At 67.8% G+C, this 18,711-nt stretch carries 20 protein-coding genes; 11 read left to right on the top strand and 9 right to left on the bottom strand.

All coding sequences use genetic code 11. The features are described 5' to 3' along the window. The first annotated feature begins 107 nt into the window (after positions 1 to 107). Complete coding sequence (locus U1737_RS19265; protein ID WP_248520430.1) at positions 108 to 785, top strand: response regulator transcription factor; 678 nt, start codon at positions 108 to 110, stop codon at positions 783 to 785. Continuing rightward, the gene (locus U1737_RS19260; protein ID WP_332797906.1) at positions 772 to 2,121 is read left to right on the top strand and encodes a sensor histidine kinase; all 1,350 of its coding nucleotides are present in this window, start codon (positions 772 to 774) and stop codon (positions 2,119 to 2,121) included. Before U1737_RS19265 ends, U1737_RS19260 begins: the two co-directional genes overlap by 14 nt. On the opposite strand, the gene U1737_RS19255 is transcribed toward U1737_RS19260, so the two are convergent. The 3 genes from U1737_RS19255 to U1737_RS19245 form a co-directional block, all read right to left on the bottom strand. Next, a complete protein-coding gene (locus tag U1737_RS19255) occupies positions 2,118 to 3,155 on the bottom strand; it encodes an endonuclease/exonuclease/phosphatase family protein (RefSeq protein ID WP_332797905.1) in 1,038 nt (345 codons plus the stop codon). The two genes, U1737_RS19260 and U1737_RS19255, sit on opposite strands and share 4 nt — an antisense overlap. 104 nt (positions 3,156 to 3,259) lie before the next feature. Next, a complete protein-coding gene (locus tag U1737_RS19250; RefSeq protein WP_332797904.1) occupies positions 3,260 to 3,763 on the bottom strand; it encodes a DUF2141 domain-containing protein in 504 nt (167 codons plus the stop codon). Beyond that, positions 3,760 to 4,695: a hypothetical protein gene (locus tag U1737_RS19245; RefSeq protein ID WP_248520436.1), complete on the bottom strand. Its 936-nt coding sequence runs from the start codon at positions 4,693 to 4,695 to the stop codon at positions 3,760 to 3,762. The genes U1737_RS19250 and U1737_RS19245 overlap by 4 nt, the downstream gene beginning before the upstream one ends. A 231-nt stretch (positions 4,696 to 4,926) precedes the next feature. Here U1737_RS19245 and U1737_RS19240 point away from each other — a divergent pair, with 231 nt between their 5' ends. The 7 genes from U1737_RS19240 (at position 4,927) to U1737_RS19210 (ending at position 11,933) form a co-directional block, all read left to right on the top strand. Next, a complete protein-coding gene (locus U1737_RS19240; RefSeq protein WP_332797903.1) occupies positions 4,927 to 5,727 on the top strand; it encodes a DUF2334 domain-containing protein in 801 nt (266 codons plus the stop codon). Beyond that, positions 5,724 to 6,899 carry a glycosyltransferase gene (locus U1737_RS19235; protein ID WP_248520439.1) on the top strand — a complete coding sequence of 392 codons (1,176 nt, stop codon included), beginning with the start codon at positions 5,724 to 5,726 and terminating at the stop codon, positions 6,897 to 6,899. The genes U1737_RS19240 and U1737_RS19235 overlap by 4 nt, the downstream gene beginning before the upstream one ends. Then, complete coding sequence (locus tag U1737_RS19230) at positions 6,896 to 7,147, top strand: hypothetical protein (protein ID WP_248520440.1); 252 nt, start codon at positions 6,896 to 6,898, stop codon at positions 7,145 to 7,147. Before U1737_RS19235 ends, U1737_RS19230 begins: the two co-directional genes overlap by 4 nt. Beyond that, positions 7,144 to 7,923, top strand: coding sequence for a COG4705 family protein (locus tag U1737_RS19225; RefSeq protein WP_332797902.1), 780 nt, complete (start codon positions 7,144 to 7,146; stop codon positions 7,921 to 7,923). The genes U1737_RS19230 and U1737_RS19225 overlap by 4 nt, the downstream gene beginning before the upstream one ends. Before the next feature lie 100 nt (positions 7,924 to 8,023). Continuing rightward, entirely contained in the window at positions 8,024 to 8,557 is a 534-nt protein-coding gene (locus U1737_RS19220) for an RNA polymerase sigma factor (protein ID WP_332797949.1), read from the top strand. A gap of 111 nt (positions 8,558 to 8,668) precedes the next feature. After that, complete coding sequence (locus U1737_RS19215) at positions 8,669 to 9,658, top strand: FecR family protein (protein ID WP_332797901.1); 990 nt, start codon at positions 8,669 to 8,671, stop codon at positions 9,656 to 9,658. Beyond that, on the top strand, positions 9,561 to 11,933 hold the full coding sequence (locus U1737_RS19210) for a TonB-dependent receptor (RefSeq protein WP_332797900.1): 2,373 nt from the start codon (positions 9,561 to 9,563) through the stop codon (positions 11,931 to 11,933). Before U1737_RS19215 ends, U1737_RS19210 begins: the two co-directional genes overlap by 98 nt. Before the next feature lie 3 nt (positions 11,934 to 11,936). On the opposite strand, the gene U1737_RS19205 is transcribed toward U1737_RS19210, so the two are convergent. The 6 genes from U1737_RS19205 to U1737_RS19180 are packed head-to-tail and all read right to left on the bottom strand — an operon-like array spanning position 11,937 to position 17,150. Next, a complete protein-coding gene (locus U1737_RS19205) occupies positions 11,937 to 12,476 on the bottom strand; it encodes a phosphatase PAP2 family protein (protein WP_248520445.1) in 540 nt (179 codons plus the stop codon). After that, positions 12,473 to 13,099, bottom strand: a complete 627-nt coding sequence (locus U1737_RS19200; RefSeq protein WP_332797899.1) for a class I SAM-dependent methyltransferase — start codon at positions 13,097 to 13,099, stop codon at positions 12,473 to 12,475. Before U1737_RS19200 ends, U1737_RS19205 begins: the two co-directional genes overlap by 4 nt. After that, positions 13,096 to 13,755: a tetratricopeptide repeat protein gene (locus tag U1737_RS19195; RefSeq protein ID WP_332797898.1), complete on the bottom strand. Its 660-nt coding sequence runs from the start codon at positions 13,753 to 13,755 to the stop codon at positions 13,096 to 13,098. Before U1737_RS19195 ends, U1737_RS19200 begins: the two co-directional genes overlap by 4 nt. Then, entirely contained in the window at positions 13,752 to 14,531 is a 780-nt protein-coding gene (locus U1737_RS19190) for an SDR family NAD(P)-dependent oxidoreductase (RefSeq protein WP_248520450.1), read from the bottom strand. The genes U1737_RS19195 and U1737_RS19190 overlap by 4 nt, the downstream gene beginning before the upstream one ends. After that, positions 14,518 to 16,623: an AMP-binding protein gene (locus tag U1737_RS19185; RefSeq protein ID WP_332797897.1), complete on the bottom strand. Its 2,106-nt coding sequence runs from the start codon at positions 16,621 to 16,623 to the stop codon at positions 14,518 to 14,520. Before U1737_RS19185 ends, U1737_RS19190 begins: the two co-directional genes overlap by 14 nt. Further along, positions 16,620 to 17,150 carry a thermostable hemolysin gene (locus U1737_RS19180; protein ID WP_332797896.1) on the bottom strand — a complete coding sequence of 177 codons (531 nt, stop codon included), beginning with the start codon at positions 17,148 to 17,150 and terminating at the stop codon, positions 16,620 to 16,622. Before U1737_RS19180 ends, U1737_RS19185 begins: the two co-directional genes overlap by 4 nt. 418 nt (positions 17,151 to 17,568) lie before the next feature. Here U1737_RS19180 and U1737_RS19175 point away from each other — a divergent pair, with 418 nt between their 5' ends. Beyond that, positions 17,569 to 18,015, top strand: coding sequence for a DUF3833 family protein (locus tag U1737_RS19175; RefSeq protein WP_332797895.1), 447 nt, complete (start codon positions 17,569 to 17,571; stop codon positions 18,013 to 18,015). Beyond that, the gene (locus U1737_RS19170) at positions 18,012 to 18,704 is read left to right on the top strand and encodes a VIT1/CCC1 transporter family protein (protein ID WP_332797894.1); all 693 of its coding nucleotides are present in this window, start codon (positions 18,012 to 18,014) and stop codon (positions 18,702 to 18,704) included. Before U1737_RS19175 ends, U1737_RS19170 begins: the two co-directional genes overlap by 4 nt. Positions 18,705 to 18,711: the final 7 nt, after the last annotated feature.

Genomic DNA, 18,711 nt, shown 5'->3' with positions numbered 1-18,711 from the left:
TGGAAAATCGGTAGCGGAGCTGTCGGCGGCGCGTCGATTAAATCCGCGTTCAGAGTCTGAACTGCAATTCAATTGACGGCGCGTCCCCCGGACTGCGAACTGGTCGCATGACGCATATCTTGCTGATCGAGGACGATGCCGGCACCGCGCACGAGATCACGCTCGAGCTGGCGGCGAACGGCTATGCGGTGACGCATCACGCGCTGCTCGCGGACGGTTTCATCGCGGCGCAGGATGACGGCGTCGACCTGTTGATCGTCGATCGCCAGCTTCCCGATGGCGAGGGGCTCGACCTGATCGCGCGGCTGCGCGCCGAGGGCAGGCGGACGCCCGCACTCGTGCTCAGCGCGCTCGGCAGTCTCGACGACCGCGTGCGGGGGTTGCGCGCGGGCGGCGACGACTATCTCCCCAAGCCGTTCGCGCTGGTCGAACTGATCGCGCGCGTCGAGGCGTTGCTGCGGCGGCCCAACGAAACGCGCGACACACGGTTGATCGTTGGCCCGCTCGATCTCGACCTGCTGGCGGGGACCGCGACGCGGTCGGCGCGCGCACTCGACCTGTTGCCGCGCGAACTGAAGCTGCTCGAATATCTGGTGCGCCGCCCCGACCGGATCGTCACGCGGTCGATGCTGTTGCGCGACGTATGGGGCTATACTTTCGAGCCCAACAGCAACGTCGTCGACGTCCATATGGGCCGGCTGCGGCGCAAGATCGACGGCGAGGGCGAGCCGCAACTGATCCGCAACGTCCGCGGGCAGGGGTATGTGTTCGATGTCCCGCTCTAACCCGCGCGCGCGCGCGACATGGCGGTGGGGCGGGGCGATCGCGGCGTTGCTGATCGTCCAGTCGCTGGTCGTCGCTGGGCTGTTCTGGGCGCTCGCCAACGGCAGTCACCGGCGCATGGCCGAACGCGGCTTCGTCCGCGATTGCCGCGGTCTCGCCGCGATGGCCGCGCCCGCGCGACGGTCCGAAGTGCGCGCGATGCTCGGCCGCGATATCCACCGCGATCGCTTCCTCGCGCTGTTTGCCGCCGATGGCACGTTGATCGACGGCAATATCGCGCGCCTGCCCGTGCCGGCGTTCACGCGAGGATCGGTGATCGCCGCCGTCGAGACGACCGAACTGCCGGGCAAGACCCGCGATACCGCGCGGCTGGTCGTGTGCGCGATGCCCGACGGATCGCGGCTGGTCACCGGTGTCGATCTCGACGATGCGGTGGAGGCGTTGCGAGTGGTCGAGCGGTCGCTGGCGATCGCGTTGATCCCCGCGATCCTGCTGGCGATTGGCTTCGGACTCGCGGCCGGGCGGCGCGCGGCGCGTCAGGTCGATGCGGTGCGCAAACTCACCGCACGGATCGTCGCGGGCGATCTGGCGGAGCGCCTGCCGGTCGGGCCCGATCCCGACAGCTTCGGGCTGCTCTGCGCGCACATCAATGCAATGCTCGACCGGCTCCAGCTGCTCGTGACCGAGGTTCGCGGCGTCGGCGACGACATCGCTCACCAATTGCGCACACCACTGACCCGTTTACGCGCACGCGTCGAGCGTGGCCTGCGCGAGGCGCATACCCGTACGCAGTTCGAGGCGGTCGCGGATGCCGCGCTGGCGGAGGTCGACACCCTGCTCGGGATCGTCGCTGCGCTGCTGCGGATCCGCGAGCTGGAGGATCAAGCCCGTCGCAGCCGCTTCGCCGCGGTCGATCTCGCGCGGTTGGCGGAGGATGCGTGCGAGCTTCACCGCCCGACCGCGGAGGATCGCGGGATCGACCTCACCTGCGACATCGCCGGGGCCGCCTCTGTCGAGGGCGATGCGAGCCTGTTGATGGAAGCGGTCTCGAATTTGATCGACAACGCGATGAAGTTCGGCCCCGCGGGCGGTCGTGTCCTGCTGTCGTTGCGGCAGGACGGCAAGCGCGTGGTCATGACCGTGGCCGACGACGGGCCAGGCGTACCGATCGCCGAGCGGTCGCTGGTCACGCAGCGATTCTACCGCGGCCGGCAGGATTGCGACGGCGCCGGACTCGGGCTCAGCCTGGTCAAGGCGATCGCCGACCTGCACGGCTTCACGCTGCGGTTCGCCGATGTCGGCAGCGCGGTCTCGCTGGTGGTATCCTCGCGCTCCTAGCGGCTCGCCAAGAGCGCCGACGGGGCTTGCCGGTGCGCTGATCCGATCAATTGATAGTCGATCATGATACCGACATGGTCCGACAGCATGGCATTTCGCCCGGAATGGCCGAACGGCGCGCTCAGGCTGGTGGGGCGGACTATGACCGCGTTTGCGGGGCGGTACATCAGCCAATCCTTGGCCCGGTGGGCCGACAGCGCGATGTCGGCTGGCTGCGTCACGCGACAGGTGGGCGACGTTCGGCACTGCAGCGAGCCGGCCGTCAATGTCGGTGTTCCGCCAAACATGTGCTGCGCAAAATATGCGCGCCGCTGGATATCATTGCCGACGTTGAAATCGCCCGCGACGAACATTGTCCCGCCGGTGCGCGACAACGACCCGACGAAATCGCTCAGCACGTCGATCTGCCGCATATAGGCATAGAGGGCGCGTGGCTCCGATACGCCGGTTGCCCCATTCGAGTTCAGGTGTGTGTCGACAACCGTGACCGGGCCGGCAACGCCGGGGATCGCGATCAGCGCCGCCATCGCGCCCTTGTTGGCAAGGCAATCATAGCCCGCGCAGACCGGGTAGCTGATCCGGCGGACGGCGAGGATCGGGTAATCCGAGAAGATGGCGAGGCCGCTGCCGACGTGTTTGCCGACGCCTTCGCCGTACCGCATGCTGCCCGCCGCTACGAATCTACGATCGCCGGACGTTTCGGGCGACGCCGCCGCGTCGGCCGGCGCCCCGAACGCGACATAGCGATAGCCGGCCGCCGCGCCGATCGCCTTGGCATCGGGTACGAAGGCCTCCTGCACCGCGACGATGCCCGGTTGACGCCCAGCGCTCCGCATCGCGCGCAATTGCGCGGCGATCGCCGACAGCGAAGCGGAACGATCCTCGGCGACCGGCCAGGGCAGCCCGTGGACGTTGTAGGTCAGCACCGAGACGGTGGCCGCCGGGCCCGCGACGGCCGCCGCGCCGGGAACCGATGCTGCGGATCCGACCAGCGCCGCCACGCAGGCCAAGGCGTGGGCGATGGATTGCGACATCGAGATCATCCTGCTTTCGGGGTTGTCCCAAACAGGACGTTGCCGCGCCGGGGGAACCGCATGTCACGTTCGCGGATCGCGGATATTTTGGTGGCGTGCCGACGTCAGCGCTTGAGCGGCGCGAACGAGAACAGCCCGCTGCGATAGTTCATCACCACCGTCGTCGGCGTGATCCCGGCGTGCGCGACGACCCGCGCCTGATCAGCGGCGGGCTTGGCATGACCGAGCCGCGGATTGCTGCCAAAGCCGATGCCGTCGTGGAGCAGGCTGAAGCCATGTCCGCCGCTGCGCGCGTGGACGACGCTGAGTGCGTAGGCCCCAACGGAAGGGACCCGCAAACACAGCTGCGCCGGACCGGTCGGGGGGACCGGGATTACGGTACGGCGGAACGTCTTGCCCTGCGCCACGAGCACATTGTCGTCGGCAAGGAAGTCCCCTTCGACCGCCGGATAGACTTCCGCGCGCAGGTTTCCCGTGCGATCCTTCAGGCCCACGACAGTCACGAGGATCGCGGGGCCCGGCTCGTGCGGGCGGCATCGCGCCGCCTCGATCCCGAGCGCCGGTGTGGAGGGCAGCGTGGCGGCGAACAGCACTAGCGGAAGGATCACTGGACGGGCTCCGGGTTCAGCAGTTCGACGGCGGTCAGCACCGCGCCGAGCATGAGATGCGTGACCAGCCAGAGCGCGGCGATCATCGTCAGCAGCGCGGCCATGTGGAACGCGCTGCCGACCGTGAACGCGACCAGCCCTGCGAACACGATGTCCTTGTTGGGCAACAGCGGCAGCCGCGACACGAGCAGCCGCAACGTCGCGAGCACCAGCCACCACGCGAGCGGCGCGGCCGGCAATGCGACCGCCCACAACGCCGCCGACAGGACCGTCGTCGTGACGATGCGCAACAGGTGGATCACCGCGATCCGGCTCAGTTCCGGACGCGGCAGCGTGAACAGCCGCTTGCGCATTACCAGCGCGATGATCGACGGGATCGCGATGCTGGCCGCCGAAACGATGATCATCTTGGCATCCGTGCCGAGATGCAGCGCCGCGAGCGACGGCCAGCTGACCAACGCGAGCGCCAGCGTACAGGCGTTGGCGACGACTGCGGACAGGATCGACACATCCTTGATCGTCCCGAAGGGGCTGCCCACCAGCGACGCATGCTTGCGCGCCCAGGCATAGAAATATAGCTCGCCCGAATAGCCCGCGACGATCTCGTTGCTGATCCGCTTGCGCAGCAACGCGAGGAAACCGCGCGGCGGCAGCGCCCAGAGGCGGCGATAGATCACCCATTCGCTTGCCGGCAGCGCGAGATAGCCAGCCGCGAACAACAGCCAGAACAGCGGCGCCCGCGGCACCATGGCGATCACCGCGCGCACGTCGAGATGACGCAATTGCCACAAGGCCGCGATAAGGATCGCCGCGGATAACAATGGGGTCAGGGCGCGCGACGCGAACCCCCTGCTCATTGTGATCGGCTTGAGCTGCAGCGTCGAGACGGGCGAGACCGTGTGCTGGGCCGCGCGCTGAAAAGCGTCGCTCACGCGGCCCCGTTCGGGGTCGAAATCCTGGTGACGGGGCACGGCAAGGCCGTGACGGCGAGGGAGCCGAGGTCTTTCATGCCTCTGGGACGCCACCAGATCACAGCATCCGCAGCCTCGATCGACGGACCGCGCAAAAGAATGGTCGGGAACACGCGGAAAAAATCGGACGGGGCTGAGGTTCGGCGGGGTCGGTGCCGTCTCCGGGGCATGCAGCTACGCTCCCGAAATACTATGACGACGACCGCATCCGGGCCTCTGGCAGGCGATCGCAGCCCCGCCGATCGTCGCCTGGTGGTGTCGATCCACGACGTGTCGCCAATGTTCGCGGACCCGGTCGAGCGTCTTGCCGACAGGATCGGCGGCATTCTCGGCGGCCCGCGCTTTGCTATGCTGGTCGTCCCGGATCATTGGGGCGCTGCACCGCTCGACCGCGCGCCCGCCTTCGCCCGGCGGCTGCGCGCATGGGCGGATGCGGGCGTCGAGATGTTCCTGCACGGCTGGGTCCACCGCGACACGAGCGATCACCGGACCGCCGCCGCCGGTTTGAAGGCGCGTTACATGACCGCAGGCGAAGGCGAGTTCCTCGGGTTGAGCGCGGACGAGGCCGAGCACCGCATGCGACGCGGTCGCGACATGGTCGAGGACGCGATCGGCCGCCCAGTTGCGGGCTTCATCGCCCCGGCATGGCTCTACGGACCGGGCGCGATGGCCGCGCTGAAATCCTGCGACTTCGCGCTGGCAGAGGATCATTTCCGCGTCTGGCGACCGGCGACGGGTGAGATCGTTGCGCGCGGACCGGTCGTGACCTGGGCGAGCCGGTCGGCGGCACGCACCGCGAGTTCGCTCGCGGTCGCCGCAGCCGCGCGCGCGCTGCCGGATTGGCTGCCGACCCTCAGGGTCGCAGTGCATCCCGGCGACGTCACGAAGGAGTCGTTGATGACCAGTATCGATCGGACGATTCGGTCGCTGTCGGCGCGTCGCACGGTGGCGCGCTATTCCGACTTGCGGCCGGAGCAGGGGGCGTCGTCATGAAGATCGTCGATGTCTGCGCCTTTTATACGCCCAGCGGTGGCGGCGTGCGAACCTATGTCGACCGCAAGCTCGTCGCCTTCGCCGAACGTGGCCACGAAATGGTGGTGGTCGCACCCGGCGAGCGCGACGGCATCGAACGGCGGGGGCTGAATGCGACGATCCGCTGGGTGCGGTCGCCGCGATTCCCGCTCGACCGCGCCTATCGGTATTTCTCCGATCGTGCCGCGCTGCACCAGGTGCTCGACGAAGAGGATCCGGATCTCGTCGAGGTATCGTCCCCGTGGCGCAGCGCATCGATCGTCGCCGACTGGCGCAGCGGACGACGCGCCCGCGCGCGGCTGTCGCTGATCGCGCATGCAGATCCGCTTTCGGCCTATGCCTATCGCTGGTTCGAAGGGGTCGCCACTACGCAGACGATCGATCTCGCGTTCGACTGGTATTGGCGGCATTTGCGCCGGCTGGACCAACGCTTCGACATGGTGGTCAGCGCGAGCCACAGCCTGACCGGGCGGTTGCGCGACGGCGGACTGCAGAAAGTGTTGACCGATCCGATGGGGGTCGAGCCGGGCCAGTTTTCGCCCGCACTGCGCGATGCGACGGTGCGCCGCGAGATGCTCGCTCTGTGCGGATTGCCGGAAGATGCGCTGCTGCTTATCGGCGTCGGACGCCATGCGCCCGAGAAGCGCTGGCCGATGATCGCGCAGGCGGCAACGATCGCGGGTACGCGCACGCCGGTCGGGCTGGTGATCGTCGGCGGTGGATCGCGGCAGCGGCCGATGATCGACGCGATCGCTGGCAATCCGCATGTCCGCCTGCTCGAACCGACCACCGATCGCCCCGCGCTGGCGCGGATGATGGCCAGCGCCGACGCGCTGATCCACGGCTGCGAAGCTGAGACCTTCTGCTTCGTCGCCGCCGAAGCGCTGGCGTCCGGATTGCCCCTGATCGCGCCCGATCGCGGCGGCGCGGCAGACCTCGCGCGAGCCGGCGACGGGATATTGTACCGATCGGGCAACGCGCAGGCTGCCGCCGACGCGATCCTGAACGTTGCCCGGACCCGTTCCGCGCCGCGCGCGGTGCGCCCGGTCCGGACGATGGATCATCATTTCGACGATCTGCTGGCGTTTTACGAACAGGGTGCCCCCTCGAGCAGAGAAGGATCATGTCGATGACCGCGATCAGCCTCGACTTTGCGGATCAGAGCGCCGCCGCCGCGCCGATGTTGCAACCAACCGTGGACCGTGGTGGCTGCGACTTCAGCGGCGACGGGCGTATCGTCGATGGTATCGCGGCGGACCGATCTGCGCTGGCCTGTCCTAGCTTTTATGTCGCCATTCTGGCTTGCGCGGTGCTGGTCGTCGCGGTCGCCGTCATCGAGTGTTTCCGCATGGTTTCGAGACGATCGGGGCGCATATCGTGACCGTCGGCGACCGCAAGGCGCTCGCGAAGGTCCCGGCCGTCACACTCCTGTTCTGGATCATCAAGATCCTCGCGACGACACTGGGCGAGACGGCGGGCGATACCGTCAGCATGTCGATGAACCTCGGCTATCTCGTCGGTACCGCGATATTCGTGGCGATCCTAGTCGTGCTGGTCTGGCTGCAGGTCGCCGCCGAGCGATACCGTCCCTTCCTGTACTGGGCGACGATCATCGCCTCGACGACGGCGGGGACCACGCTGGCGGACTTCGCCACCCGCTCGCTCGGGATCGGTTATCCAGGCGGTACGCTGATCCTGTTTGCGTGCGTCGCCGCGTCATTGTGGCTCTGGCACCGGATGCTCGGATCAGTGTCGGTCGCGACCGTCCATGAGCCTAGCGCGGAACTGTTCTACTGGGTCACGATCACTTTCTCGCAGACGCTGGGCACCGCGTTGGGGGACTGGACCGTCGATACCGGCGGCCTGGGCTATGGCGGCGCGGCAATCATATTCGGCGCGGTGCTGGCCGTCATTGCGGCGCTGCATATCTGGACGTCCGTCGACCGCGTGCTGCTGTTCTGGAGCGCGTTCATCCTGACGCGACCGCTCGGCGCGGCTGTCGGCGACCTGCTCGACAAGCCGATCGATCGCGGCGGCTTCGCCTTTAGCCGCCCGCATGCCTCAGGCGTGCTGGTCGCCGCGATCGTCGTGCTCGTGCTCGTCTGGCCGCTTTACCCATCAGGCGAATCGATGCGCGACATTTCCCCCGCGACCTGATCTCGGTAAGGCACTAGAACGGGACCGCCGCACGTGACGTGCGGCGCCCGACCACGGAGCAGTTGTCGTAGCCGACACCGACACGACCCCTCCCGCCGGCCTGTCGGCGGTCCTCGCGGCAAACCGCGCGCAGCTCGTCCGGTTCTTCACCGGGCGGACAGGTAGCGCTGCGGAAGCCGAAGACGTCGTCCAGGAAATCTGGCTGCATATTGCCCAGCCCGACGGGAACTCTTCTACGGTGCCTGCCACCGGGCTGACCATTGGACCGATCGCCAACCCGCTCGCCTATCTGCACCGAGTCGGCATGAACATCGTGCTCGACCGGGTGCGCGCCCGCGGCCGTCGCGAGCGTCGTGATGCCGGGTATGTCGAGACCACGACCGCGGTCCTGGGTGCCGAGGCGATCGACGATTCCCCCTCGGCGTTCGATGCGGCCGTCGGGCGGGAACGGGTGGCGCGTTTCGCCGCCGTTCTAGCGGGGCCACCCGAAGGCGCCATGCGTGTCTTTCGACGACACCGGATCGACGGGGCGTCGCACGCGGAAATCGCCGCGGAGCTCGGGATCACGCGCAGCGCGGTCGAAAAACACATCGCGGTGGCGCTGAAGCATCTTCGGAGGGCGCTCGATGATTGATCGCATAGCGGGACTGCGGTTCGCCATCGGCGGCGGCGTCTATCAATCAGGCGCCTTTCAAACGGGCGCCTTTCAAACGGGTGGGGGGCATCCGCCGGATGGGAGGGCATCATGACGTACGCACGCACGACGATCGATGCCGCTGCCGCCTGGCATGCACAGCTCGAATCGCCCGACATGGCGTGGGACGCGTTCGGCGATTGGCTCGACGCGGATCCTTCGCACCGTGACGCGTATGACGCGATCGCGGTGCTGGATGCCGAGATCGGCGAAACCGGACCGGCGATCGCGAAATTGCTTCCGGCCAATGATGATGACCAGCACGGCGACCATGCCGAAGACCTGACCGTTATTGGACCGCCTTCGAATACGCGGTGGCGCTGGGTCGGCCTGGGGATCGGCGGGGCGCTGGCGGCAGGGCTGGCGGTGATGGTCGTCGCACCGTCCAGCGAAGGGGCTGCACAGGTCTATGTCACAGGCCGCGGCGAGACCCGCGCGGTCGCCCTTGCCGATGGCAGCCGGATGCAGATCGATCGCGGGTCCCGCGTGTCGGTGTCGGGCGGGCGCGCACCGGTGATCGAGATCGCGCAGGGCGCCGCGAGCTTTGCCGTGCGCCACGATCCGGCACGCGTGCTGATGGTGCGCGCGGGCGGATATGAAATACGCGATCTCGGTACCCGTTTCGACGTCGTCAGCGCGCATGGACGCATTGCGGTCACCGTCGCGCAGGGCATGGTCAGCGTGGTTCCGACGGGTGGCGCGGTGGCCGACGCGACCGTACTGAAGGCGGGGCAGGGCCTGGACATCGTTCCCGACAAGCAGATCGCCCAGCGCCGTGATATCGATCCCGGCCGCGTCGCCGACTGGACCGATGGTCGTCTGGATTATGATGGTGCGCCGTTGGCGCTGGTTGCCGCCGATATCTCGCGGTATGCCGATGACCCGCTGGTGGTCGATCCGTCCGCGGCGAACCTGCGCTTTTCCGGGGTATTGACGATTGGTGATGGATCGCGGCTCGTCGATCAGCTTCGGGCGGTACTGCCGATACGCGTTCGCCGCGTCGATGGCGTCGTGCATCTGGGCGGCACCGGCGCACGCTGATCGATCGGCATCCGCCGGCCAGACGATAACGATACCGACCGGCAGCTTGCGGAGTTCGCTCGATGCACTGGCGCGCCAGACCGGGATCTCGATCGGCATGGCGGGCGCGCTGCCCGATCTCCGCGTCCGGCGGGTCGATCGTGCGAGAGACGTCACGGAAGCGTTGCGCCGGATGTTGGCGGGCAGTCGCCTCCGCGCCGTCCGCGTTGATGCAAGAACATGGCGCATCGAACAGGCGCCGGTTCCTGTCCGCGCACGCGCACCCGAACACGCCGGTTCGCCGGTCCCCGAACTTGTCGCTGGCGATATCGTCGTCATCGCGAGCAAGCGCGACGAACGCCTGTCCGATCTGCCGGCATCGATCAGCATCGCCGGCAATGCCGCACTCGGTCGGCTCGCGGGGAGCCGGGGGCTGGTCGACGTCATGGCAACCACTGACAGCGCCTTCTCGACCAATCTCGGCCCCGGGCGGGACCGCATTTTCCTGCGAGGGATCGCCGACAGTGCGTTCAACGGCACAAGCCAGTCGCTCGTCAGCCTGTACCTCGACGACGCACGGATCGGCTACGCCTCGCCGGATCCCGACCTGCGCCTCGTCGACGTCGATCGGGTCGAGGTGCTGCGAGGGCCGCAGGGCACGCTCTACGGGACCGGCGCGCTGGGGGGCGTGGTGCGGATCGTCACGACCGCGCCCGATCTGGAGACATTCGCCGCGAGCGCTGCGGTCGAGGGGACCGGGATCGCCAATGGCGCACAGGGCGGTGCCGTCGACGCCACGCTCAACGTGCCGATCGTCGCCGATACGCTGGGCTTGCGCGCGTCCGCTTGGGTCGAGACGATGCCGGGCTGGATCGACGATACCGGCCGCGATCGGCGCGACGTCAACCGGACGCGTCGGATCGGTGGTCGTGCCGCGATGCGCTGGGCGATCGGCGACGGCTGGTCGGCGACGCTGAGCGGGGTCGCGCAACGGATCGACGCGCGCGACAGCCAATATGCAACCAGCGGCCTGTCGCGCGCGACCCGGATCGCCGAACCCCAGGACAATGACTTCACGTCAGGGTCGCTGACGATCAAGGGTCCGGTCGGGAAGTTCGAGGTGCAGGCGACGACCGCCTATGTCGACCAGGAATTCGGCAGCAGCTATGATGCCAGCATCCTGGCGCCATCGCTAGCCGTGTCCGCCCCGCTCGCCTATATCGAGGATCGGTCGGCGAGCCTGGTGTCGCAGGAAGTGCGGGTCAGCGATCCGACCGCGCGACACCCTTGGATCTTGGGTGCGACGATCCTGCATTCGACAAGCCGCCTCGATGGCCGTTTCATCCCCATCGGCGGTACCGCGACGATCGCCGCGCGCCGCGACGAGGAGGACGTGACGGATATCGCGGTATTCGCCGAGGGCACGCAGCGACTGAGCGACGCGCTCGATTTCAAACTCGGCCTGCGCGGCTTCTCGACCGTCAGCCATCTCGAACAGCGTGGTTCGAACAGCGACCGTGAAAACGCCAATCGCATCGGCGTCACGCCGAGCGCCACGCTGAGCTGGCATCGCGACGATCTCGGCCTGATCTGGTTGCGCTATGCCAGCGCGGTCCGCCCCGCCGGGATCAGCAGGACCGCGGTACGGACCGATCGGCGTATACCCGGCGACGAACTGCAAAGCGTGGAACTCGGGTGGCGCGTCAGTCTTCTTGGGACCCGCCTTAAGCTGCAAGGCGCGCTGTTTGGATCGACCTGGGAGCATCTGCGCAGCGACACGGTGGGCGAGGATGGGCTGCTCGGCACCGTCGATGCAGGCAACGCGATCAATTTTGGCATCGAACTCGGCGGCCGTATGACACTGGCCTCGGTATCGCTCGACTTCGGGACCACGCTGCAGCGCGCGCGGTTGACGTCGTCCTCCTCGACGACAGGGCTGGACCGAGACGATCGCCGCCTGCCCGTGGTACCCGACATATCCGCGCGTCTGACGGCATCGAAAAATTTCAACGCGTTCCGGCTGCCCTCGACCCTCTACGCCACCGCGCGCTATTCGGGCCGAACGCGGTTGAGTTTCGATCCTTTCCTCGACCGTCCCGCGGGCAATTACGCGACGATAGATGCCGGCGCATCGATCGATCGCGGTGCAGCACGATGGTCGATCGACGTTACGAATATCCTAGAGAGTCGTGGCAACAGCTTCGGGTTCGGCAATCCGTTCACGCTAGCCGCCGCCACCCAGACCGTGCCGATCCGGCCGAGAGCTGCGACGCTGCGGCTGGCAATCGGCTTTTGAGCGTCAGAACTGCATCGCCACGTCGATGCCGCCACCGCCCGATCCTGCCCAGGGCGTGAGGCGGACGCGGTCGTCGCGCCGCGAAGTCAGCAGAAACCCGCTCGCGCCGCCGATCACCGCGCCGGCGAGGACGTCGTGGACATAATGCTTGTCGGCGCGGATGCGCGCGACGCCGACGAACGACGCGACCAGCAAAGCGGGCAGTCCCGCCTCCCAGCCATAGCGCTTCTCGAGCGAGGCGGCCGCGGCGAACGAGATCGAGGTGTGGCCCGACGGAAAGCTCTTGTCGTCGCTGCGATCCGGGCGGCGCTCGTGGATCAGTTCCTTCAGCGCGAACGTCGTACCGCCCGCGACGAGCATGCTGGCCCCCGCTTCGAGATCGCCGCGCCAGTCGGCCTGGATCGCCGGCACGCCCAGCGCCGCGCCGACGAGAAGGTCGCGACCGACATCGCTGGCAGTGGCCCAGCCTTTCGGATCCGCCGTCGCGGGGGATGCCCATGCTACCGGGGCGAGGACAGCCATTAGGGCAATCGTGATCTTCATTCCGTTCGGTCCTTCATGAGCGGTGGTTTCTCCAGCGTTGCGACCAGGCCGGCAACGCCGAACCCCGCATCGACGGTCGCGATCATCGCGGTGGGTCCGAGCATCGCGCGGAGATCGGCCTCGTCGAACAGCCGGTGGGTGCCACTGTCGCCGAGCCCAATGCGACGGAGTGAGCCTGCGGTCGTGACGTAGAGCGCGAGCCGTCCGCTGGGCCGCAACACCCGCATGAGTTCGGCGAGCACCGCGCGGTCGTCGTGCCAGAAATAGGCGACGTTTGCGGCCAGGATCCGGTCGACGCTCGCCTCGGGAAGCGGGATTTCGGTGAACGATGCGCGGAAGACGGTCGCAGCCGGGTGACGCCGGCCGGCTGCGTCGAGCATGTCCGGCGAATGGTCGAGGCCGTACACGTGGCCGCAGCCCGCAGCCGCCGACAGCGCACGGATCGCGTCGCCGGTGCCGCAGCCGAGATCGAGCGCGACGTCGCCCTTCCGGACGCCGAGCGCGTCGATCGCGAGCCGGGTCGGGCGACGGTTCGCGACGCGCATCGCCTGCCCGACGATCCGGCCACCCAAACCGCTCGGACTCGCGAGCTGTCGCCCGAGCGCCGCGGCGAACGCGGTCACGCCGTCTTGAGCTTCGCGTTGATCTTGCCCAGCAACGCGCGCATTTCCGCGCGACGTCCCGCATCCCAGACCGGCCGCGCGCTGTTCAAGGGTGCCTGGAGACCGCGCAGGACATATTGCTTCGCCTGCGCCGGATGTCCCTCGTCGTTGAGGAAGTCGGCGTAGAAGAAGTTGTTGTCGAGCCCGTTCGGATCCTGCTTCAGCGCCGCCTCGAGCAGTGCGCGTGCCTTTGCGGTATTGCCGAACCCGATCGGGAAGCCGGGCACACGGTAATAGAGGACGCCGAGGCTCATCTTGACGCTGCCATCGGCCACGTTCGGATCGATGCTCTGCGCCTTTTCGAGGATGTCGCGGGCGGATCGGGCGAAGCCGAGCTGTCGCAGAACGCTCGCCCGGGCCGCCTCCTCGCTGACCACGATGCCCTGCCACAGCAGCGGTTCGGCATGGCCGGGATAGCGTGCGGAGACCTGTGCGGCCTGGCCGGCGAGCACGTCCAGCTGGCGATATTGCTCGTTCCGGTCGGCGACCTGGTAGCGGATATGTGCCCATTGATCGTTGATCCGGCGCACCGCGGCATCCATCGCCGGGTTGTTGCTGGCACTGGCCGAGCCCGCGAGAGCCAGCGCGGCGAAAGCGAGAAAATAGCGGACGGTCATGAAAGGGCTCCTGAAGGATTGTCCTGGAATAGGCCGCGCGCCGTCAGCACTTGGCCTGCTAGGCCGCGGTCGACGAGGCGCGGCACCATCGCGTTGAGCTGGGTAAAGACGCGTTCGGGCAGGCCGATCGATACGTCGCGCTCGCGCCGCTCGATCGCGCGGAGGATGCGGTCGACGACGGTTGCGGGATCGTCCGCGGTCATCTTGGTTAGCGTCATGAAACGCTCGATCGTCGCGGTGTTGAAGCCGGTCCTGACCGCGCGCGGCGCAACGTGCGTGACCGCGATGCCGCGTCCGCCGAGTTCGCGGCGCAGCGCCTGGCTGAGCCCCTTCAGCCCGGCCTTCGCGCTCGAATAGGCGGTGAAATAGGGGTAGGGGACCGCGCCCATTACCGAGCCGATATTGACGATCTGGCCGTCGCCGCGTGCGACCATCTGCGGCACGACGGCGCTGGCGAGGACCGCCGGCGCGACAAGGTTGACGGCGTAGCCGAGCGCGATACCGGTCGCACCCTGCCGCTCGAACGGGCCGAAATGTTGCAGACCTGCGACGTTGGCGAGGATGTCGATGTGACGGTCGCCGAGGTGCGTGGCGAGATCGGCAAGGGCTTCCGGATCGGCGAGGTTCGCAACGATATGATCGTCGCACGCATCGGACGGGACGCGGTCTACTCCCGTGACATGTGCGCCGCACAGGCGCAGCCGTGCCGCGAGCAGGCCGCCAATCCCTCCCGCCGCGCCGGTCAGAACGATGCGGCGACCCTCAAGCGGTGACACACGTGGCCTCCAGTTCGATTCCGGCGAACAGCGCACCGAACAGGCCGAACATCGCGTTGGCCATCGCGACGATCGCACGCTGGTCGTCGGCATCGTCGATCCGGTTCATCAGCTTTTCGAAGAAGACCATGTGCTCTTGGTCGAGCGCACCGTGCGAGGTCAGGTAATGGAACGCGTCGTCGGGCAGGCCGAGCGCCGCCTGGACCGCGCCTGCGCCATGGCTCGCCATCGCGATGCTGGTGCCCTCAAGGACATAGACCATGCCGAAGAACGCGGCCGGCTTGCCGTTGCGGACCGTGTCGTAGGCGTATTCGACCATCGCGCGCGTCGCCGGCGAGGGCGCGCGGCTGGCGGCGAGGCTGTCGCCGCCAGCCGCCTCGATATCCTCGAGGATCCAGAATTCGTGGCCGGTCTCCTCCTCGATATACTCGTCGAGCGCGGCAACGAGGATAGGGCGGTGCGCCAGTCGGGCGCGTGCCTCTTCCATCAACGGAACGGTGTGGCGGACGTGGTGGAACGCCTCAGTGAGGTAGGCGATATAGTCGGCGCGCGTGATCCGGCCGGTCATCCCGGCGACGAGCTGCGGCGTCATCGCAAAGCGCGCCTGGGCCTCGCGAGTTTCGGCGACGAGGCGGTTGAAGAAGGGCTGTTCGGACGAAGCGTGATCCATCGAAATCTCCTGGGCGGGATAGGCTGTGTCGATCGCGGCGCGGCGCAGGCGGCCGTTGCCGGTGAGAAGTCCCGTCGCGGGGGTGAACGGGGGGACGACCTGCCAGTCCGCGATACGCGCATAGGCAGGGAGCGCGTGGTTGGCGGCAGCGACTGCGGCTGCGACATCCGCGCCCGGCGCCGACGGGACGAGCAAGGCGTCGAGCGTCGCGCGCCCATCGCCGCGCACCATCGCCTGAAGGATCGCGGGCTGGCGCGTCAGTCTCCCCTCGACCCATTCGGGCGAGATGTTGCGACCGTGGCTGATCACGATCAGCGCCGACTTGCGCCCCTCGATCCAGAGCCGTCCGGCGTCGTCGATCCGTCCAAGATCGCCGGTCGCGAGCGGGCCGGGAGCGCGCGGTGCGCCGACCGTGCCGAGGAACAGCGGCCCGTCGATCAGGATCTCGCCGTCGTCGGCCAGCTGGAGGGTATTGGCGCCTATGCTCCGGCCGACGCTGCCGCGCGATGCCGGATCGCCGTCGTCGAGGGCGACGACCGAGGCGCATTCAGTGAGGCCGTAGCCCTGGCGTACCGGCAGTCCCAGGTCCGCCGCGGCGTTGAGCAGCAGCGGATCGATCCGCGCACCGCCGACGGCGACTAACGTCAGGCGCGGCAACCTGATGCCGGTCGCGCGCATCGCCGCGACGAGGCCGGCGAGATATTCGGGCACGAGAATCAGCGACGTGATCGCCTCACGATCGATCGTGCCGAGGATCGCCATGACGTCCGGGCGGAACGGATCGGCCATGCCGACCGCGGACTGCGGCAGCGCGACATAGGTGCCGCCCGCCAGCATCGTCGCGTGCAAGCCGGCAACGGTTTCGAGCAGGATGCCCGGCGGCAATATCGGCAAATGCCGCCCGGCATGATGCACGCCGAGCGTCCCGACCACCGCCTGCGCGACCCCGAAGAGATGGTCGCGCGACAGGCAGATGCCCTTAGGATCACCGGTCGATCCCGAGGTGAAGGTAATGCGGGCAGTGCCCTCGGGCAGGCTGCGATCGGGCCGGCCGGAGTGGTTCTCGCGCATTTCAAGGCTCGGTTCGGCATCGAGCGACAGTATCGCCGGCCCCGAGAACAGCATCTCCGCACCCGCTGCATCGAGTGCGTGATTGGTCTGCGCGGGCGTGAAGAACGGCGGTAGCGGGATCGTGGCTATGCCCGCTTCGAGCAGCGCGAGATCGAGGACGGATTCGCCGACGCCCTGATCGAGCTGGATCGCGACCGGGCGGCCATCGCCGAACCGCGTCGCCAAGTCCTCCGCCAGCAGCGGGAGGACGCGTGCGAGCGTCGCCCAGGTCATCGGCGTCGCGCCGTCGATGGCGATCGCACCGGGCCGGCGTTCGGCATGGCCGCGGATCGCGTCGAGCAGCCGGGTCATGCGCGTGCACCCCGGTCCAGCCGCGCTCGGCACGCGGCGATGTCGCCCGCACACACCACCGGGTCGGTCTGGTAATAGCGCCCCCAGGTCGCGCCTGCCGCGCTGAGCGCCTCGATCCGCGCGGGGGCGAGTTCGATCAACTCCAGACCCAGGCGGGCGAACATCGATCGCAACGGCCGGGTCAGCACCGCGACCGCCACATCCGCCTGACCGGCGAGCGCCGCTGCCGCCTCGTGCCACAGGGTCATCGTCGCGCCGGGGCGTTCCGAGGCATGGTCGCCGAGTTCGACGATCCGCGCGCGGGGGACAGGGCGCCCGAACCGTTCGCTCAACAACACCTCGATCGGCAGGTCGAGATACCCCTCGAGGAACAGCGCGCCGACATCGGCCAGGCGGTAGCCCAGGACCGCCTGCGGCAAATCGGGCGCACCGACGGTCAGATAGGTCGGATAATCGCTTGCAGGGATGGCCCCGTGCACGGCAGCGTAACGGTCATGGATCAGCGCGATCAGCGCGGCGTCATGCATATGCATCCTCCCAGATGCAGGTGGGACGCCGCCCGCGTGTCACGTCCTCAGTCCAGCCTGCCGAAAAAATATCATTTATTGCAGACTTGATGGAGGACAGCGCCGGCGATCGACGATTTCGTCGTCCCTTTCACAGAGGCTGGACGAACAATTGATACTCATTATCAATTTTGCGTGCGTAGATCGGTACCATGAACTTGAGTTTAGGGAACGGACGATGGCGCAAGGATTGCCGATAGCTTAGATATGGGCAGTGGGCACAGTATCGGGCGCTGCAATCGCGCCTGTTCGTGCTGGACCATCCGACGACCTCGCGTTCCTGCCGAAAGCCCTTCCGATGATACCGTTCTTGACCTCGAGGCCAGTCGTAGCGGTAGCACTCGCCTTGCTCGTCTCGGCCTGTGCGGGCTCTCCACCCGTGGCCAACACTACCGGTGTCGCGCCGCGCTTCGTCGCCGAGCGCTTCTTCGCAGGTCGCCTAGACGGGGACGGCACACTCAAGATCGTGCTGCACGCGGCGACTACGACGCACGTGACCAGTGTCGGTCGTGTCGGCGCCGATGGGATACTGCGGCTCGACCAGCATATCGAACAGCAGGGCAAGCCCGCACGCGACCGGCAGTGGCAGATCCGTTCGCTCCGCGACGGGCGCTATGCGGGTACGCTGACCGATGCCTCGGGTCCGGTGACGGGGGAGGTCGAGGGCAATCGGCTGCACCTCGGTTTTCCGATGAAGGGCGGCAAGCGCGTCGACCAGTGGCTGACGCTGTCGGCCGACGGGCAGGTCGCGCAAAACCATTTGATCGTCCGCAAGCTGGGCGTCATCGTCGCGACGCTCGAGGAAACCATCAGGAAGCTGCCATGAGCAGCCATAGCGAACGCCATCTCGTCTCGCGGACCGGCTGGTTGCGCGCGGCGGTGCTCGGCGCGAACGACGGCATCGTCTCGACCGCCAGCCTGATCGCGGGCGTCGCGGCGTCGGGCGCGACGACCGGCGCGGTGCTGGTCGCGGGGTCGGCGGCGATGGTCGCGGGCGCGATGTCGATGGCGGCGGGCGAGTATGTCTCGGTCAGCTCGCAGGCGGACAGCGAAGCCGCCGACTTGGCGCGCGAACACGCCGAACTCGCCAGCGACTGGGCGCACGAGCATGACGAACTCGCACAGATCTACGTCGCGCGCGGGCTAGATCCTACGCTCGCGCATCAGGTGGCCGAGCAGTTGATGGCGCATGACGCGATCGGGGCGCACGCGCGTGACGAGCTGGGCATTTCCGAAATCGTCATGGCCCGCCCGGTCCAGGCGGCGTTCGCGTCGGCGGTCAGCTTCGTCACCGGCGCGGTCGTGCCGCTCGCGGTCGTGGCACTCGCACCGACCTCGCACCGGCTGGTCGTAGTGATCGGCGCGACGCTGGTCTGTCTCGCGATCCTCGGCGTGGTGGGCGCGAGGGCAGGGGGCGCCCGGCCGCTGCGCCCAGCGATCCGCGTGCTGCTCTGGGGCGCGGCGGCGATGGCGGCGACCGCCGGGATCGGGCATCTCGTCGGGACCGCGGTATGAGCGTCAT

The organism is Sphingomonas fucosidasi (assembly GCF_036663855.1).
Lineage (GTDB): Bacteria > Pseudomonadota > Alphaproteobacteria > Sphingomonadales > Sphingomonadaceae > Sphingomonas > Sphingomonas faeni_B.
Note: the sequence above shows the minus strand (reverse complement) of the source record. Positions and strands in the feature narration are given on the sequence as shown.

What these genes read in the sequence shown, in the direction of transcription:
- U1737_RS19265 (WP_248520430.1), top strand. Translation starts at nt 108, where the DNA reads ATGACGCATATCTTGCTGATCGAGGACGATGCCGGCACCGCGCACGAG.
- U1737_RS19260 (WP_332797906.1), top strand. Translation starts at nt 772, where the DNA reads ATGTCCCGCTCTAACCCGCGCGCGCGCGCGACATGGCGGTGGGGCGGG.
- U1737_RS19255 (WP_332797905.1), bottom strand. Translation starts at nt 3,155, where the DNA reads ATGTCGCAATCCATCGCCCACGCCTTGGCCTGCGTGGCGGCGCTGGTC.
- U1737_RS19240 (WP_332797903.1), top strand. Translation starts at nt 4,927, where the DNA reads ATGACGACGACCGCATCCGGGCCTCTGGCAGGCGATCGCAGCCCCGCC.
- U1737_RS19235 (WP_248520439.1), top strand. Translation starts at nt 5,724, where the DNA reads ATGAAGATCGTCGATGTCTGCGCCTTTTATACGCCCAGCGGTGGCGGC.
- U1737_RS19230 (WP_248520440.1), top strand. Translation starts at nt 6,896, where the DNA reads ATGACCGCGATCAGCCTCGACTTTGCGGATCAGAGCGCCGCCGCCGCG.
- U1737_RS19215 (WP_332797901.1), top strand. Translation starts at nt 8,669, where the DNA reads ATGACGTACGCACGCACGACGATCGATGCCGCTGCCGCCTGGCATGCA.
- U1737_RS19210 (WP_332797900.1), top strand. Translation starts at nt 9,561, where the DNA reads ATGGATCGCGGCTCGTCGATCAGCTTCGGGCGGTACTGCCGATACGCG.
- U1737_RS19205 (WP_248520445.1), bottom strand. Translation starts at nt 12,476, where the DNA reads ATGAAGATCACGATTGCCCTAATGGCTGTCCTCGCCCCGGTAGCATGG.
- U1737_RS19195 (WP_332797898.1), bottom strand. Translation starts at nt 13,755, where the DNA reads ATGACCGTCCGCTATTTTCTCGCTTTCGCCGCGCTGGCTCTCGCGGGC.
- U1737_RS19185 (WP_332797897.1), bottom strand. Translation starts at nt 16,623, where the DNA reads ATGACCCGGCTGCTCGACGCGATCCGCGGCCATGCCGAACGCCGGCCC.
- U1737_RS19180 (WP_332797896.1), bottom strand. Translation starts at nt 17,150, where the DNA reads ATGCATGACGCCGCGCTGATCGCGCTGATCCATGACCGTTACGCTGCC.
- U1737_RS19170 (WP_332797894.1), top strand. Translation starts at nt 18,012, where the DNA reads ATGAGCAGCCATAGCGAACGCCATCTCGTCTCGCGGACCGGCTGGTTG.